Annotated in this window: 12 protein-coding genes; 8 read left to right on the top strand and 4 right to left on the bottom strand. The window is 63.2% G+C overall.

Annotated features, from left to right (window positions below; translation table 11 throughout):
- The first annotated feature begins 99 nt into the window (after window positions 1–99).
- The 5 genes from HNQ60_RS17585 (at window position 100) to HNQ60_RS17565 (ending at window position 6,181) form a co-directional block, all read left to right on the top strand.
- A complete protein-coding gene (locus HNQ60_RS17585; RefSeq protein WP_184334077.1) occupies window positions 100–1,245 on the top strand; it encodes a fumarylacetoacetate hydrolase family protein in 1,146 nt (381 codons plus the stop codon).
- 22 nt (window positions 1,246–1,267) lie between these two features.
- Entirely contained in the window at window positions 1,268–2,020 is a 753-nt protein-coding gene (locus HNQ60_RS17580) for an SDR family NAD(P)-dependent oxidoreductase (RefSeq protein WP_184334076.1), read from the top strand.
- A gap of 75 nt (window positions 2,021–2,095) precedes the next feature.
- A complete protein-coding gene (locus HNQ60_RS17575) occupies window positions 2,096–3,535 on the top strand; it encodes a mannitol dehydrogenase family protein (protein WP_184334075.1) in 1,440 nt (479 codons plus the stop codon).
- A gap of 147 nt (window positions 3,536–3,682) precedes the next feature.
- Window positions 3,683–4,630: an AAA family ATPase gene (locus HNQ60_RS17570; protein WP_184334074.1), complete on the top strand. Its 948-nt coding sequence runs from the start codon at window positions 3,683–3,685 to the stop codon at window positions 4,628–4,630.
- A 93-nt stretch (window positions 4,631–4,723) separates the two neighbouring features.
- Window positions 4,724–6,181, top strand: a complete 1,458-nt coding sequence (locus HNQ60_RS17565) for a VWA domain-containing protein (protein WP_184334073.1) — start codon at window positions 4,724–4,726, stop codon at window positions 6,179–6,181.
- A gap of 252 nt (window positions 6,182–6,433) precedes the next feature.
- Here HNQ60_RS17565 and HNQ60_RS17560 read toward each other — a convergent pair whose 3' ends face one another.
- The gene (locus HNQ60_RS17560; protein WP_184334072.1) at window positions 6,434–7,360 is read right to left on the bottom strand and encodes an SPFH domain-containing protein; all 927 of its coding nucleotides are present in this window, start codon (window positions 7,358–7,360) and stop codon (window positions 6,434–6,436) included.
- Between the two features lie 41 nt (window positions 7,361–7,401).
- Window positions 7,402–7,836, bottom strand: a complete 435-nt coding sequence (locus tag HNQ60_RS17555) for an NfeD family protein (protein WP_184334071.1) — start codon at window positions 7,834–7,836, stop codon at window positions 7,402–7,404.
- Between the two features lie 144 nt (window positions 7,837–7,980).
- Between HNQ60_RS17555 and HNQ60_RS17550 the strand changes: the two genes are divergently transcribed.
- Window positions 7,981–9,120 (top strand): zinc-binding dehydrogenase, encoded by a 1,140-nt coding sequence (locus HNQ60_RS17550; protein ID WP_184334070.1) that lies wholly within the window; start codon window positions 7,981–7,983, stop codon window positions 9,118–9,120.
- Here the strand turns inward: HNQ60_RS17550 and HNQ60_RS17545 are convergent.
- Together HNQ60_RS17545 and HNQ60_RS17540 are read right to left on the bottom strand one after the other, a co-directional pair.
- A complete protein-coding gene (locus HNQ60_RS17545) occupies window positions 9,101–11,326 on the bottom strand; it encodes an acylase (RefSeq protein WP_184334069.1) in 2,226 nt (741 codons plus the stop codon). The genes HNQ60_RS17550 and HNQ60_RS17545 overlap by 20 nt on opposite strands.
- A gap of 66 nt (window positions 11,327–11,392) precedes the next feature.
- Window positions 11,393–11,743: a hypothetical protein gene (locus tag HNQ60_RS17540; RefSeq protein ID WP_221304257.1), complete on the bottom strand. Its 351-nt coding sequence runs from the start codon at window positions 11,741–11,743 to the stop codon at window positions 11,393–11,395.
- A gap of 225 nt (window positions 11,744–11,968) precedes the next feature.
- Between HNQ60_RS17540 and HNQ60_RS17535 the strand changes: the two genes are divergently transcribed.
- A complete protein-coding gene (locus HNQ60_RS17535) occupies window positions 11,969–15,004 on the top strand; it encodes a sensor histidine kinase (protein ID WP_184334067.1) in 3,036 nt (1,011 codons plus the stop codon).
- Between the two features lie 3 nt (window positions 15,005–15,007).
- Window positions 15,008–15,637 carry a response regulator gene (locus HNQ60_RS17530; protein ID WP_184334066.1) on the top strand — a complete coding sequence of 210 codons (630 nt, stop codon included), beginning with the start codon at window positions 15,008–15,010 and terminating at the stop codon, window positions 15,635–15,637.
- Window positions 15,638–15,645 lie beyond the last annotated feature (8 nt).

Raw genomic sequence — 15,645 nt, 5'->3', positions numbered from 1 at the left:
TGAATTCGCACCAGCGAACATGCGGCTTCAGCACTGTCCCCTTGAATCCTGATAGCGGTATCACTACCCTTCCGGCACTAACTCAGGGGCCCTCAGTCTGTGATTCCCTATCTTCCCGCCGATTGGCGCAGCGCGACTCTGATCGGGCGCATCCAGACGGATGACGGTCCGACACCGGTCGTTGTGACTGACGGTCGGGTACGCGATGTCAGCAAGACGGCACCGACGGTTTCGCAGTTGTTGAATGCGTGGAGCGGCCGCATCCCCGAGGGACGCGACCTTGGCGCGCTCGAAGAACTTCCTCTGCAGCCGGCTTTTGGAGCCGCTTCGTGCTGGAGAGTGCTCTCCCCGTTCGATCTCCAGTGCATCAAGGCCGCGGGCGTCACGTTTGCCGTCTCCGCGATCGAGCGCGTGATTGAGGAGCGCGCACGCGGCGACGCTGCTCGCGCCGAGGAATTGCGCGCCAGCCTGCGCGATCGAATCGGGACCGACATCCGCTCGGTCAAGCCGGGTTCGGACGCTGCATCGCGGCTCAAGCAGGCACTCATCGCCGACGGCCTGTGGTCGCAGTACCTCGAAGTCGCGATCGGTCCGGACGCCGAAGTCTTCACGAAGAGCCCGCCCCTCTCATCGGTGGGCTGGGGCGACTGGGTCGGCGTGCGCTCGGACTCGGCCTGGAACAATCCCGAACCCGAAGTCGTGCTCGCGTGCGATCGCGAAGGCCGGATCGTCGGCGCGACGCTCGGCAACGACGTGAATCTTCGCGACATCGAAGGGCGCAGCGCATTGCTCCTCGGCAAGGCGAAGGACAACAACGCGTCATGCGCCATCGGCCCGTTCATCCGCATGTTCGACGGCACGTTCTCTCTCGACGATGTTCGCCGCACGGTCGTGCGTCTCGAGATCACGGGCGAAGACGGCTTCAAGCTGGAAGGCAGCAGCTCGATGTCCCAGATCAGCCGGGATCCCGAAGATCTCGCGGGACAGACCATCGGTCGCCATCACCGCTATCCCGACGGTTTCGCGCTGTTCCTCGGCACGATGTTCGCACCGATCGTCGATCGCGGAGCGAAGGGACTCGGCTTCACTCATCACGCGGGCGACCTGGTGCGCGTTTCCGCGGAAAAACTGGGCGTACTGGAAAACAAAGTCACGACCTGTGACCAGGCCCCGCCATGGACCGTCGGTATCGGCGAGTTGATGGACAACCTCGCCCGCCGCGGCCTGCTGGCCGGGCCCCGATGAACTGACACGGACCTTCAAGCACATGTCACACGCGATCTATCCCTCCCTCGCCGGCAAGTCCGTGATCGTCACGGGCGGCGGCTCCGGCATCGGTGCCGACATCGTCGCCGGCTTCGCGCGTCAGCGCGCGCGCGTCTTCTTCGTCGATATCGACAAGCAGGGCGCGCAGCAGGTCGTCGAGCAATCGGGAGGCGCTGCGCAGTTCCTCCATTGCGACCTGACCGATCTCGAGGCGCTGAAGGCTACGTTCGCCAGCATCGAATCCAAGGGCGGTCCCGTCGCGGCGCTGATCAACAACGCCGCGAACGACGATCGTCACAAGACGCTCGAAGTCACACCCGCCTACTGGGACAACCGGATGGCGGTGAACCTGCGTCACTTCTTCTTCGCGATCCAGTCCGTCGTGCCAGGAATGCGTCGCGCCGGCGGCGGTTCGATCATCAACCTGGGCTCCGTTTCCTGGCACCTGGGCCTGCCGGACCTGGCGCTCTATGAAACAGCAAAGGCCGGCATCGAGGGTATGACGCGCGCACTCGCACGCGATTTCGGTGGTTACAATGTGCGCGTCAACTGCGTTATTCCCGGCGCAGTGCGCACGCCTCGACAGATGGCGCTGTGGCACACGCCGGAAGAGGAAGCGAAGATCTTTGCGCAACAATGCCTCAAGGCCCGCGTCGAACCGGTGGACGTCGCCGCCATGGTGCTGTTCCTTGCCTCTGACGACGCCCGCCTCTGCACCGGTCACAGCTACTGGGTCGACGCCGGCTACTGCTGATCGCGTTCGCTCCGGCTGCGGTCCGGCGTTCTTCATCAGCGGCCCGCGCCGCGTCATGTCGCGGAGCCGACTGCCATGAATCCTCGCTTGGGCAATGCAACGCTGTCGTCCGTTCGCGGCGCGGCGCTTCCTGCGTACGATCGCAACAGGACATCGATCGGACTCGTCCACATCGGTCCCGGCGCCTTCTTCCGCGCCCACCAGGCCTCGTACATTGATTCCCTGCTTCAGCTCGATCCTGGCTGGGCGATCTCCGCAATTGCCTTGAAGAGCTCGGGTGTGCGCGATGCGCTTGGGCCGCAAGACGGTTTGTATGTGCTGAACGAACTCAGCGTCGCATCGAACCTGCGAGTGATTGGTGCGATTCGCGAGCTGCTCGTCGCCTCCGAAGAATATCCGCGTGTCTTCGCGCGGCTCGCCGCGCAGGAAACACGCGTCGTGACGATGACAGTCACCGAGAAGGGCTATTGCCTCAACGGCGCCGGCATCCTGGACGAATCGCATCCGGACATCGTGCACGACCTGCAGTCGCCGCGGACGCCTCGCAGCGTCGTGGGGTTGCTGACTGAAGCACTGCGCTTGCGACGAGCCGCTGGCGTTTCGCCCTTCGTCGTCATCAGCTGCGACAACCTGGCGAACAATGGCCACGCGCTGCGCAACGCGGTGCTCGCCTTCGCCCGTCGCATCGATGCGAGCCTCGCTGCGTCGATCGAAAGCGGAGTCGCTTTCCCACGCACGATGGTCGACAGCATCACTCCCGCAACCGACGATGCCCTGCGTCAGCGCGTTGCTACCGCTACCGGCGTCGATGACGCGTGGCCCATTCAACGCGAAGTCTTCGTTCAGTGGGTGATCGAAGAGCTTCCCGGCATGAATCTGGACGACTGGCGCCGCGTGGGAGTGACGCTGGCAAAGGATGTCTCACTGTTCGAGCGCGCCAAGCTGCGCCTGCTGAACGGTGCACATTCGACGCTCGCCTATGTCGGTTCCCTCCGCGGACTCGAAACTGTCGGCGATGCGATGCAGGATCAGCCGCTGGTTTCGTTCGTCGAAGCGATGATGCGCGAGGACATCGCCGTCACGCTCGACAGGGATTCGGGTCTCGACGTGAATGGCTATATCGATGCCGTGCTGGATCGATTCCGCAATCCAGGCATCCGGCACCTGTTGTCGCAGATCGCATGGGACGGATCCAAGAAACTGCCGGTTCGTTTGCTCGGTACGATCGCGGACACATTGGCAACAGGTCGTTCGGTGCAACGACTGGCGGTACCGATCGCGGCCTGGATGAGATTCGTCGTGAGGCAGTCTAAAAGCAGCGTGCCGATCGTGGATCCGGACGCTGCGCAGCTATCGGACCTCGGCCGCGCTTGCAACAACGATCCGGCTCACGATGTCGGACTGTTTCTCGCGCTCGACAAGGTGTTCGCGCCGTCGATTGCCGGCAATCCTGACTTTCGTCACGCCGTCGAGTCTGCGTATCGGAAATTGCTGACGCCGCAAACGGCGGTTTAGGCCTTTCCGTCATCCCGCGCACGCGGGATCCACCTGGGGACCGCTATTCGGATGGACTCCCGCCTGCGCCGGAGTGACGAAGCTGCGCCCGCGCGGCGGTGCTAAGCTTCTCGCCAAGCCCACGCCCCGAGCCCCGCGCCCTCTCTCATGGCCGACATCCCGCAGATTGCTTCCTCAGTCACCTCGCTGCGCCAGGCGCTCGAAGCGCATCGCTATATCTGTTCCGAGCAGATCGCGACCGCGGTGTATCTCGCATATCACTTGCGCAAACCCGTACTCATCGAAGGCCCGCCCGGAGTCGGCAAGACGGAGCTGGCGAAGACGACGGCGGACATGTTCGACCTGCCTTTGATCCGGCTGCAATGCTACGAAGGCCTCGATGAAGCGAAAGCGCTGTACGAATGGAAGTACGGCAAGCAACTGCTGTACACGCAGGTCCTGAAGCAGACGCTCGATGAAGTCCTGCAAGGCGCGCGGGGGTTCGCCGAATCGGTTCGCCGTCTCCACGAGTTCGGCGACATCTTCTTCTCCGAGGAATTCCTGGAAGCGCGACCGTTGCTCAAGGCGCTGCGGCAGGAGAACGGTTGCGTCCTGCTGATCGACGAAGTCGACAAGTCCGATCACGAGTTCGAATCCCTGCTGCTCGAGATCCTGTCCGACTACCAGGTCTCGATTCCCGAGATCGGCACCGTCAAGGCGACGCGCGAACCGCCGCTGGTATTCCTCACCAGCAACAACACGCGCGAGATCTCGGATGCACTGAAGCGCCGCTGCCTGCACCTGTACATCCCATTCCCGGACATCGAGCTCGAGCAACGCATCATTCATGCGCGCGTTCCCGAAATTCCGCTGCAGCTGCAGACACAGCTCGTGAACTTCATTCACGAACTGCGCGACCTCGACCTGAAGAAAGTCCCGTCGATCAGCGAGACGATCGACTGGGCTCGCACGCTGTTGCTGCTGCACGCTGATCGGCTCGATCCCGAGCTGGTCCGCAACACGCTGAACGTCATCCTGAAATTCCAGGAGGACATCGACAGCGTGCAGGGGGAATTGAGAACTCTGACCGACAAGGCGACGAAGGCCAGGCTGTGAGCGACGAGCTGCGAGCGGCGAGCCAGATCGGACGAGAGGTGCCGCGGCTCCTTGCCGGCTCACTGCTCATCGCTCACCGCTCGTAGCTTTCCCATGGATCTTCTCCTCTCCAGCTTCATCCGGGCCCTGCGCAATGCGGACGTGCGCATCTCTACCGCTGAGACGCTCGACGCACTAAGCACTGTGGAGCTTGTGGGCTATGCCGACCGCAGCCTGCTGAAGAGCAGCCTTAGTCTTGTGCTGCCGAAGACCGTCCCCGAGAAGGCGATCTTCGACGCGACCTTCGATCAGTTCTTCGCCTATCGCAAGGCGACGCCGATCGCACCCGACGCTTCCTCATCGCAGAGCGAGCCCGCGGATTTCGGACAGCAGGGCGGTCAGGGAAGCGGCGAAGGCGGCAGCGGCGCTCCGCAGAACCAGGGGCAATCGACGTCGACTCGAGACGAAGCTTCCGCCGCCGAAACGAGCGCGGGCGAGATGGCCGGCGCGCAATCCGCGCTCGGACAGCTATTGATGCGCGGCAATCAGATCGAGATCGACATCGCCATCAACGCCGCCGGCGCTCGCGTCAACGTGCAGCAGATCGAGGTCTTCACACAGAAAGGCCTCTACGCGTGGCGCATCCTCGACGCGATGGGACAGCAGGCGCTGCAGCAGGAGATCGACCAGCTCAACGGGAACGCCGAAGTTCCGTCGCGTCGCCTCGGACAGGAGCTCGGCCGGCGGCGCGCATGGTTGCGCGAACAGGTTCGCGACTACGTCGAACGCCAGTTCCTGCTGAACGCTGACGTAACCGGCAAGCGTTTGCGCGGCGACCTGCTTCGAAACATGAGAATTGGCCGCATCGACGCCACGCATCACAAGGCCGTGCAGGAACTCGTACGACGCATGGCCCGGCGGCTCGTCTCGGCCTATTCGCGCCGCCGCAAAGTGTTCCGCCGCGGCCAACTCCACGTTCCGCGCACGCTGCGACGGAACATGAAGTACGACGATGCGATCTTCGATCTGCACTGGCGGTCGCAGAAGGTGGATCGCCCCAAGGTCTTCGCGATCTGCGACGTCAGCGGCTCCGTCGCAAGCTACGCAGGCTTCATGCTGATGTTCCTGTACAGCCTCGATGAGGTTCTGCCCAAGGTCCGCTCCTTCGCGTTCTCCTCCGACCTGGGCGAAGTCTCGGAGCTGTTCGGGCAGCACGACGCCGAAGAAGCCATTGCGCTGACATTGAAACAGTATGGCGGCGGATCGACCGACTACGCACAGGCCTTCAGCGACTTGCGTCGCCTGTGCCTCGACGACATCGACAAGCGTTCGACAGTCATCGTCCTCGGTGATGCCCGCAACAACAACGCGGACGCCCGCGGTGACATTCTCAAGGAAGTCTACGATCGCTGCCGCCGACTGATCTGGCTGAACCCGGAACCGCGGTCGATGTGGAACACCGGCGATTCGGAGATGCGATTCCTGGCACCGTACTGTCACCAGGTGGAGGAATGCGGGACGCCCGCGCAACTGGAGAGAGTAGTCAGCAGATTGCTGCGGGCAACGCGATGAGATGGTAGCGATGAGCCGGTAGCGGCGAGCGGTGAGCCAGAGGGTTCGTCACACCCGCGAAAGCGGGTGTCCATCCCAGATGGATTCCCGCGTGCGCGGGAATGACGGAAGGCCTCGTCCGGCCGCAGGCTGCGGGTCCGACTTCAGTCGGACGTACGCCGAAAGACGTGCTTCGCGTGACGTCCGGCTAGAGCTGGACCCACAGCAAGAATCTCCGACCGGATGGATCCCCGCTTTTGCGGGGATGGCGGATCAGCCGGCTTTCGTCTGCTGTTTCACCACGCTCGTCGCCATCGCGATCATCGACGAGATGTCGCTGAGCGTCGCCGGCACGATCAGCGTGCTGGACGCTTCGTCCGCGAGTCGGCCGAACTGCTTCACGTATTCCTCGGCGACGCGCAGCTGCATGGCTTCGATGCCGCCCTGGCCGCTCAGGGCCTGGCCGACGCGACGCAAGCCTTCCGCCGTGGCAGTCGCGACAGCGAGAATTGCTTCTGCCTGACCCTGCGCTTCGTTGATCTGCTGCTGCTTGTTGGCTTCCGATTCCTTGATGACGCGCTGCTTCTCGCCCTCTGCCTGATTGATCTTGGCATCGCGTTCGCCTTCCGACGTCAGCACAACGGCTCGCTTCTCGCGCTCGGCGCGCATCTGCTTTTCCATCGCATGCAGCACGTCCTTCGGCGGCGTGATGTTCTTGATCTCGTAGCGAAGCACTTTCACACCCCAGCTCGCGGAGGCGTGATCCAGCTCGGTGACGACATTCGCATTGATCGTGCCGCGCGCTTCGAACGTGCGGTCGAGGTCGATCTTGCCGATCTCGCTGCGCAGCGTCGTCTGGGCGAGCTGCGTGATCGCGAAACGATAGTTGGTGATGCCGTACGAGGCTTTCGATGCATCGAGCACCTGCATGTAGAGCACGCCGTCGACGCCGACCTGCACGTTGTCCTTCGTGATGCAGATCTGCTCGGGAATGTCGATCGCCTCTTCCTTCAGGTTGTGCTTGTAAGCGATGCGTTCGACGAACGGGATGAGAATGTGGAACCCCGCCCCCAGCGTGCGACTGTACCGGCCGAGGTTCTCGACGACATACGCGCTTTGTTGCGGCACGACACGCGCTGTCTTGGCCAGCACGACGATCGCCAGTACCGCGATCACGAACACGACGTACATTGTTTCCATTGCTTCTCCCGCTTTTCGCCCGTTGATTCCTGTTGTCGCGTCTAGGCCGCGCGAACCTGCAGAGTGAGACCATCGATCTGCGCGATCGCCGCCTCGCGCCCCGCCTCGATTGCCTGCAGGTCGACGTTGCGAGCCGTCCATGAGGAGCCGCGATAATCGACGCGGCAGCTCTGCCCGGGCTCGAGCCTCACGGGCACCAGCACGCGATCGCCGATCGTCAGGCGCTCTTCCACGTGGCCGCTGCGGGCCTTGACCAGGTCATAGAGCCGGCGGCGGAACGTCACCATCGTGACGATGGAAAGCAGGGAAAAAATGAGCCATTGCGCCCATTCAGGGGTCGTGATGCCGGCCAGACCGAGCAATCCGACGAGGGTCGCGGAGGCGCCCAGGAAGACGAGATAGAACTGCGCGTCGATCACGAACATTTCGACGCTCAGCAATCCGATACCGACCACGAGCCAGGCCCACCAAGGCATACGACACCCCCTTCTCGAAGCAGCACCGGTAACCGACCCAAGCATACCGAATCGCCGCCGGATATGGCTTGGGCGAACCGGTGAATCGCGGCTCGTTGCCGGCGACTATACTGGCCGCCTTCGACACTCAAGGCAGGAACCCCAATGAGCACCGACTGGCAGACCGGATTGCAGCTTCGTTCGTTGATCACCAAGGGCGGCGAATTGCGGATTTCGTTGCCGCGGATTCCGACGCCGGCACCGGGCGCCGAGGAGGTGGTCGTGCGCATCGAGGCGTCACCGCTCAATCCCTCGGATCTCGGCCTGCTGTTCGGCGTCGCGGACATGAGCACCGCGAAAGTGGCGGGCACGCCTGCTGAACCTGCCATCACTGCAACCGTTCCCGAGAAATTGCTGCGTGCGATGACCGGGCGCCTCGACGAATCGATGCCGGTCGGCAACGAAGGCGCTGGTGTCGTCGTCGCTGCCGGATCGTCACCCGCCGCTCAAGCGTTGATCGGCAAGACAGTCGCTGTTCTCGGCGGCGCGATGTACTCGCAGTATCGCACCCTGAACATCAGGCAGTGCATGGTGCTGCCGGAAGGAACGAAGCCCGCCGAAGGCGCGTCATGCTTCGTCAATCCGCTGACCGCGCTCGGCATGGTCGAAACGATGCGTCGCGAAGGACACACCGCGCTCGTCCACACCGCTGCTGCATCGAATCTGGGTCAGATGCTCAATCGCATCTGCCTCAAGGACGGGGTGAATCTCGTCAACATCGTCCGCAAGCCGGACCAGGAAGCGCTGCTGCGTTCGCTCGGGGCGAAGTACGTGTGCAACTCGTCCGCGCCGAGCTTCATGGAGGATCTGACCAAGGCCCTGATCGAAACCGGCGCGACACTGGCGTTCGACGCGATCGGCGGCGGCAAGCTTGCCGGCCAGATCTTGAGCTGCATGGAAGCCGCCGCGGTGGCGAAGATGAAGGAATACAGCCGCTACGGTTCGCCGACGCACAAGCAGGTGTACATCTACGGCATGCTGGATCGCGGCCCCACGGAACTGACACGCAACTTCGGCATGGCCTGGGGCCTCGGCGGCTGGCTGCTCACGCCTTTCCTGCAGAAGATCGGTCCGGCCGAAACGCAGAAACTTCGCGAGCGTGTGGTCGCCGAGCTCAGAACGACGTTCGCGAGCCGCTACACGAAGGAAATCTCTCTGCGCGAAGCGCTCGATCCCGCGACGATGGCGGCGTATGCGAAGTTCGGCACGGGCGAGAAATTCCTGATCAATCCGTCCCGGGGCTGACGCGCAGCTCTCCAGGACGGTAGGTCCGCTCGGTGTGGCGCGCGAGCTGTTCAGGGTAGAAATACACCTCGCGCAGATCGCCGAGCGAATAGCGAAGCGCCTGATCGTTGAAGTGCGGCGATGACGGATCGCCGCTCTGCCCGCCTGCTGTGATTGCCCGCGCACTGACCTTGTCGCCGAACTCGACGACGGCCAGGAAACTGTTGCCGGTCGTTCCGTAGATCTTCTTTGACTCCTTGTAGGAGCGGGCGCCGAACGTCGCGAGTGATCCCCATCGGGCCGACGTGAACGGCACGGGAATGCTCGGCCCGTCGTCGCTGAACGGTTGCTCGATATCTCCGGTCAATCGCTGGAAGCGATTGACCTCGCCCCAGGGCACGTTCCAGCGCCCGAAGTCGGTCGAGAGCTTGTCGATCACGGCGTTCAACGCGTCGAGCCGCTGTGCGGCGCTCACTCGCTTCTCGATGTATTCGTACATCGGCACCTTCGCGCGAGCCGCATCTTCGATCGATCGCGTCCACAGCTCTTCGCCCCAGAGCACCGCAAGCGAGGTCGCGACCGATTCCGCGCTCCACCGATGATCCCAACCGCGGAGCGTCTCAATGGGCTGCGCGAGCTTCTGCTTGCGCGCATCGGTCTTCGGGAGAGATACGTAAGCATCCAGCAGCATTGGCAACAGCGGCTCGAACGCCGGCAGTTGCGAATCGAAAGCAGCGGCAGTGAGCGACTTCGGATCGAAGCGGTCCTGCACCTTCAGCACCCGAAGCGCGTGAACGCCTCGTGGGTTCTGCGGACTCACATCAACATACGCCGGATAATCCTGTTGCCGCGGACTGTGCGCATCAGCCGCGGTCCACGGCGGATTGTTGGTGTTGTACAGCCAGCCGTTCGGCGGATTGATGACGTTCGGCGCTTCTTCGACCGTGTGCACGCCCTGCCATTCGGTTGCGGGATCGCTGCCGTCCACAGGCTGCGTCCAGTCGAATTCCGGATTGCGGCGCGGAATGAAGTTCGCATGCAGGTACGCGATGTTTCCCTGCGAATCGGCAAACACCGTGTTGTTCGAGGAGTTCGCGTGCAGCCGCATGACCTGCATGAACTCGTCGAGATTCTTCGCCTTCGTACGTTGATACGACTGAGTCAGCGCCTTCACGGGCTCTTCCATCAACCGGACACTGACCCACTTGCCCCCAGCAGCCCGGACGATCGGTCCGCGATGCGTGCGGAACACGGTGAACTTGCGCTCGCGCGTTCCGTTCGCCGTCCGGTAAGGGACGACGATCGTGCTGACGTCGAGGGGACGTTCCTCGTCGCCGTAGCGATAGAAGTACCGACCGTCGCGCTGGACGACCGTCTCCAGAAATTCATCGACGTTGTCGACGCCGCTCGACGTATGCATCCAGCCCGCGCTCTCGTTGAAGCCCTGGTAGACGAAGAACTGTCCCCAGGTCAGCGCGCCGTAGACATTCAGCCCTTCATCGCTCGTCGCCTGCGCCTCGGCCCGGAAAAAGAACGACGTATGCGGATTGATCCACAGCAGCGCACGATTCGACTTCGAGCGCGAGGGTGAGATCGCGAAACCGTTCGATCCGGACGGCTCCAGCTCCAGCAGACCTGTCACGGCAGCTGTCGATGCGATCGGCTTGCCGTCGTAGAACGACTCCAGCTCCTTGAGCGAAATACGCTCGATGTCGCCACCGATGCTGCCTTCGCTGAACGTCAGCGCCATCCACGGCTCGAAGCGAGTAATGACGCGCGGCTTCACGCGCGGATGCGTGTGCAGATAGAAATTCAATCCGTCGGCCCACGCCATCATCAGCTGCTTGAGCCAGTCCGGGCTCGACTCGTACTTCGCGCGCATGTCCCGCGGATCGATGAAGAGCTTCATGCGCAGATCGCGCCAGATCTCTGCCTCGCCCTGCGCTTCCGCCAGCCTTCCCTGTGAGAGCAGGAAATTCGTCTCGATGCGATTGAAGTCATCCTCGGCCTGCGCATACATGAGACCGAAGACCGCGTCCGCATCGGTCCTTCCCTTCACGTGCGGAATACCCCAGTCGTCGCGAATGATCGTCACGTTGCGGGCGCGCGTGAGCCAGCCCTGCACTTCGGTCGGCACGGCCCCTTGCGATGGCGGTGACTCGGCGGGGCGGTGTTGCGCGCAACCAGAGAAGAGAACGCAAACCAGGACGAAGGGAAGTCGATTCATGGATGCGACGCTGTGGCGGGTTCGCAGCACGTTATACGACACGGATCCGCACCAGAAGAAGAAGTCTCAGTCCCCCCCATTCGGCAACACCACCGTCCGCCGGGCGAACAGCAGGGCGTCGATCGAGTAGTACCCGGGCCCGAGCATCGCCAGCGCAGTTGCCGTCGCCACCGCGAGAATCGGGGAAAAGCTGAATCCCAGCGCCAGCAGATGAAACGCCTGGCCCCCGGCGGTCAATGGCGCCGCTATCGGGGTCAGCAATCCAGCGGTGAGCAATCCCGCCAGTATCGCCACCAGGGCGAGCACCCAGGGGAACGCACCCTGGCCGCGCAGACTCCATGCGCTCACCAGCAGGTTGGCCGCGACAGTCACGCGCAAGATCACCAGCGCCCAGCCCGGTGCACCGTCCGGAAACATTGAGAACAGTCTCTGCACACCATCAGGCTAGCCGTGGAAGCCGAGCGGCCCAACCCTCCGCCAGCTACTATCGAATCCCACTTTCGGGTAGTACCAGGACTGATCTCATGGCGGACAGAGCGGCCGTGAGAAGCCGTTAGCATGCTAGCCAGCTGCCGGCCAGCCCGAAAAGGTCGAGAGTGTCGCCCGCCTGCTGCTCGGACCCTGGCTAGCTGGCTTTTGTCCTTGGAGTCTCGCCTGAGAACCATCCTGCTGTTCGCGTTGGGAATGCTGTCGTGCGTGCCGGCGGGCGCGCTCGATCGCGATCTCACGCTCACGCAGTTCAATCACCGAACCTGGGATCAGAGAGACCTCGCGCCCACCGGCGTCGAGAGCTTCGCGCAGATGAGCGATGGCACATTCTGGCTGGGCGGCCGCGACGGACTGTCAGCGTTCGACGGCAATCGATTCGATCCACTGAGGGCGGTCGAAGGCCAGAACCTCCCGAGCACCAAGATCGCCGCGCTGCTCGCTGCCTCGGGCGGCAGACTGTGGGTTGGCTACAAGTCGGGCGGCGCATCGCTCATCAAAGATGGGCATCTCACCAACTTCACGGCGAACGAAGGATTGCCGGAAGGCTGCGTTCACACTCTTGCGCAAGACCACGATCGGGCTATCTGGGCAGCCACTGACGGCGGACTCGCCCGCTTCGATGGCACGCGTTGGCAACAGGTCCCATTGGGAAATGGCGCACCGGTTCTCCGGGTGTTCGTCTCGCGCGAGGGAACGGTATGGGCAGTGACGGCAAATGCGGTGTTTGCGCGTGCGCATGGCGAGTCCGATTTCGCGCTGGCCTTCGAACGCGAATATCCGGGCAGCGCCCGCGGCATGGCGCAAGCACCGGACGGCATGCTCTGGTTGAGCGAGCAGGATCATGGCGTCGTGCTGTTCGATCCGCTGCGTCGGGACATCAAGCCGCGACGACTCTTCGCGAATCGCCAGATCGATTCCCTGCTCATCGATCGCGACGGCACGCTCTGGATGACGGGTGACAGGTTGCAAAGAGTGGTGCTGCCCACGGACGGCAGCATAGCGGGCGATCTGCCAGTCCAGGAATTCGACCAGCCGCAGGGCCTGAGTGGTCATCTGACGGGCGGACTGTTCGAAGATCGCGAAGGGATTGTCTGGGCGGGCACGACCAGCGGCATCGATGCCCTGAACCGCGGCAACGTCGTGAAGCTGCCGTTGCCCGTGCTCGAAGGCACCGAAAAGACACTGATTGCCGGCGATGCGGGCCAGATCTGGGTCTCGAGCAGCCGAGGCGCGCTGCTGCAGATCGACACGGACGGACAGCGATCGCAGATCCACGCATCATCGTTCACCGCGGGAACGCGCACCGCACAGGGCGCGATCTGGTTCGGTGGTCCCACCGGCATCGCCCGACTCCTCGACGGCCGCCTGCATCCCACGCCTCTGCCTGACGAAGCCGCCGGTCACGACGTGAACGCGATGACAGCGGATCGCGGCGGCGTGCTCTGGATCTCCGTCGACGGCAAGGGCATGTTCCGCTTCAAGGACGGGCACTGGCTTGAAGGACTGCCGGCAAATTTACCCAGCGAGCCTGCGCTTGCCGCAGTTGCCGATGATCGCGGCGATCTCTGGTTCGGCTATCGCGACGATCGGCTCGCGCGAATCACCGGCGATCGGGTGCAACTCTTCACTGCGGCTGACGGACTCGCGACAGGCACCTCGACAGTGCTGCATGCGAAAGGTACCGATCTCTGGGTTGCCGGCGAGAAAGCATTGATGCACTTCGATGGCACGAAGTTTCGCAAGCTCGTGCCCATCACCTGCCAGCCCTTCGTAGGCATCGCCGGCATGGCGGCCGTCGGCGACGATCTGTGGGTTTTTCGCAGCACCGGCATTTCACGCATCGACAGCTGGTCGCAGTACAGAGGCGGCTCGGGCGATGCGCAGGTGACGTGCAAGACGTACAGCGCATTCGACGGGTTGAACGGCTCGCCTCAGGACCGGCGCCCCGCATTGATTCGCGGCACGGACGACCGGCTGTGGATTGCGACCGGCAATGGCATCAGCTGGATCGACCCGCTGCGAATCGTACCCAACCCCCTTGCGCCGCTGTTGACGATCAAGACGGTCTCCTACGACGACACATACCGTCATCCCGTGCAGGGAATGGAGCTGCCCCCGGGCACGACGGATGTCCAGATCCGGTACGCAGCCTGGAGCATGACCGTCCCGGAACGCGTCCTCTTCCGCTACCGGCTCGACGGGTTGAGCAAAGACTGGCGCCTCACGAGTGGCGAACGACGCGCCGAATACACGAACCTCGGCCCCGGCCACTATCGATTCCAGTTGCAGGCAGCGAACGAAGATCACGTCTGGAACGAAGTCGGCGCCACGATTCATTTCGTGATTCTTCCCAAGTTCTACCAGACGTGGTGGTTCCGCGGACTGTGCGTGCTGGCGTTCGTGGTTCTGCTGCTCGTTCTGACCCGCATTCAAGTGCGAAGTGCGAATGCGCGGCTGCGCGCGCGACTCGAGGAACGCATGCTCGAACGCGAGCGGATCGCCCGCGAACTGCACGACACGCTGCTGCAGGGGCTGCAGGGACTGATCCTGCGGTTCCAATCGGTCGCAGCGCGCATCCCTGCCCAGGAGCCTTCGCGTGCGATGATGGAGAAGGTCCTCGAACGCGCCGACGACGTGATGATCGAGAGCCGGGACCGGGTGAAGGATCTGCGATCGTTCAACGGCGGTTCGGGCGATCTCGCCCAGGACATCGCGGCAACGGGCCGGGATCTGCTGATCGACGCCCGCACCCAGGTCCGCGTAGCCGCGCATGGCGCCCCGCGCGATCTTCACCCGATCGTTCGCGAGGAAGCCTTCCTCGTCGCCCGCGAAGCGCTCACGAACGCAGCACGACACGCGAAGGCAAACGGGATCGAGGTCGATGTCTTCTATGATCGCGCCGCGCTGCGAGTCGTGATTCGCGACGATGGCAACGGCATCGATCCGCTCATCCTTCGCGCGGGCGGACGCGATGGGCACTGGGGCCTGCTCGGAATGCGCGAGCGCGCGAAGAAAATGCGTGCCCACATGAACATCTGGAGCCGCGTCGGCGCCGGCACCGAAGTCGAATTGCGGGTCCCCGCGGGGCTGGCGTATCGCACGCCCGTCCGGCACAGCCGCTGGTTCCCGATCCCCGATCACCGGGCTGCCGCCGACACCCGCGATCTGGAAAGTACGAAGGAGAGCTGAACGATGCAGACCCAACCGATCCGCGTGATGGCGGTCGATGATCATCCGATGCTTCGCGAAGGCCTCGCCTCCGTGATCGAAGGCGAATCGGACATGCTGCTCGTCGGCGAAGCGACGAACGGCGCGGAGGCCATCGATGGCTTTCGACGCCTGCGGCCGGATGTCACGTTGATGGACCTGCGCATGCCGGACATGAGCGGCATCGAAGCGATCGAACATATCCGCCGTGAATTTCCCGCAGCCCGCATCGTAGTGCTGACGACATACAAGGGCGACGTCAACGCACTAGGTGCGTTGAAAGCCGGTGCGGCTGGTTATCTCCTGAAGAGCATGCTGCGCAAGGATCTGCTCGACACCATCCGGGCGGTGCACGCAGGCAAGCGACGCATTCCGCCTGAGATCGCGAGTGAGATCGCCGAGCATGCTGCTGACGATGCTCTCACCGAGCGCGAGATCCAGGTGCTGCAACTGGTCGCCGCGGGCAACTCGAACAAGCTGATTGCGGTCGAGCTCTCGATCTCGGAAGGCACTGTGAAAGCTCACATGAAGAGCATTCTGCCGAAGCTGGGCGCAACCGATCGTACGCACGCAGTCATGATCGCGGTGAAGCGCGGCATCCTCGACGTTGGGTGAGCGGATTG

The organism is Povalibacter uvarum (genome assembly GCF_014202975.1).
GTDB classification, from domain to species: domain Bacteria; phylum Pseudomonadota; class Gammaproteobacteria; order Steroidobacterales; family Steroidobacteraceae; genus Steroidobacter; species Steroidobacter uvarum.
Note: the sequence above shows the minus strand (reverse complement) of the source record. Positions and strands in the feature narration are given on the sequence as shown.

Coding starts and splice junctions, on each gene's coding strand:
- HNQ60_RS17555 (WP_184334071.1), bottom strand. CDS start 7,836: ATGCCTTGGTGGGCCTGGCTCGTGGTCGGTATCGGATTGCTGAGCGTC.
- HNQ60_RS17580 (WP_184334076.1), top strand. CDS start 1,268: ATGTCACACGCGATCTATCCCTCCCTCGCCGGCAAGTCCGTGATCGTC.
- HNQ60_RS17570 (WP_184334074.1), top strand. CDS start 3,683: ATGGCCGACATCCCGCAGATTGCTTCCTCAGTCACCTCGCTGCGCCAG.
- HNQ60_RS17540 (WP_221304257.1), bottom strand. CDS start 11,743: ATGTTTCCGGACGGTGCACCGGGCTGGGCGCTGGTGATCTTGCGCGTG.
- HNQ60_RS17560 (WP_184334072.1), bottom strand. CDS start 7,360: ATGGAAACAATGTACGTCGTGTTCGTGATCGCGGTACTGGCGATCGTC.
- HNQ60_RS17530 (WP_184334066.1), top strand. CDS start 15,008: ATGCAGACCCAACCGATCCGCGTGATGGCGGTCGATGATCATCCGATG.
- HNQ60_RS17565 (WP_184334073.1), top strand. CDS start 4,724: ATGGATCTTCTCCTCTCCAGCTTCATCCGGGCCCTGCGCAATGCGGAC.
- HNQ60_RS17575 (WP_184334075.1), top strand. CDS start 2,096: ATGAATCCTCGCTTGGGCAATGCAACGCTGTCGTCCGTTCGCGGCGCG.
- HNQ60_RS17550 (WP_184334070.1), top strand. CDS start 7,981: ATGAGCACCGACTGGCAGACCGGATTGCAGCTTCGTTCGTTGATCACC.
- HNQ60_RS17545 (WP_184334069.1), bottom strand. CDS start 11,326: ATGAATCGACTTCCCTTCGTCCTGGTTTGCGTTCTCTTCTCTGGTTGC.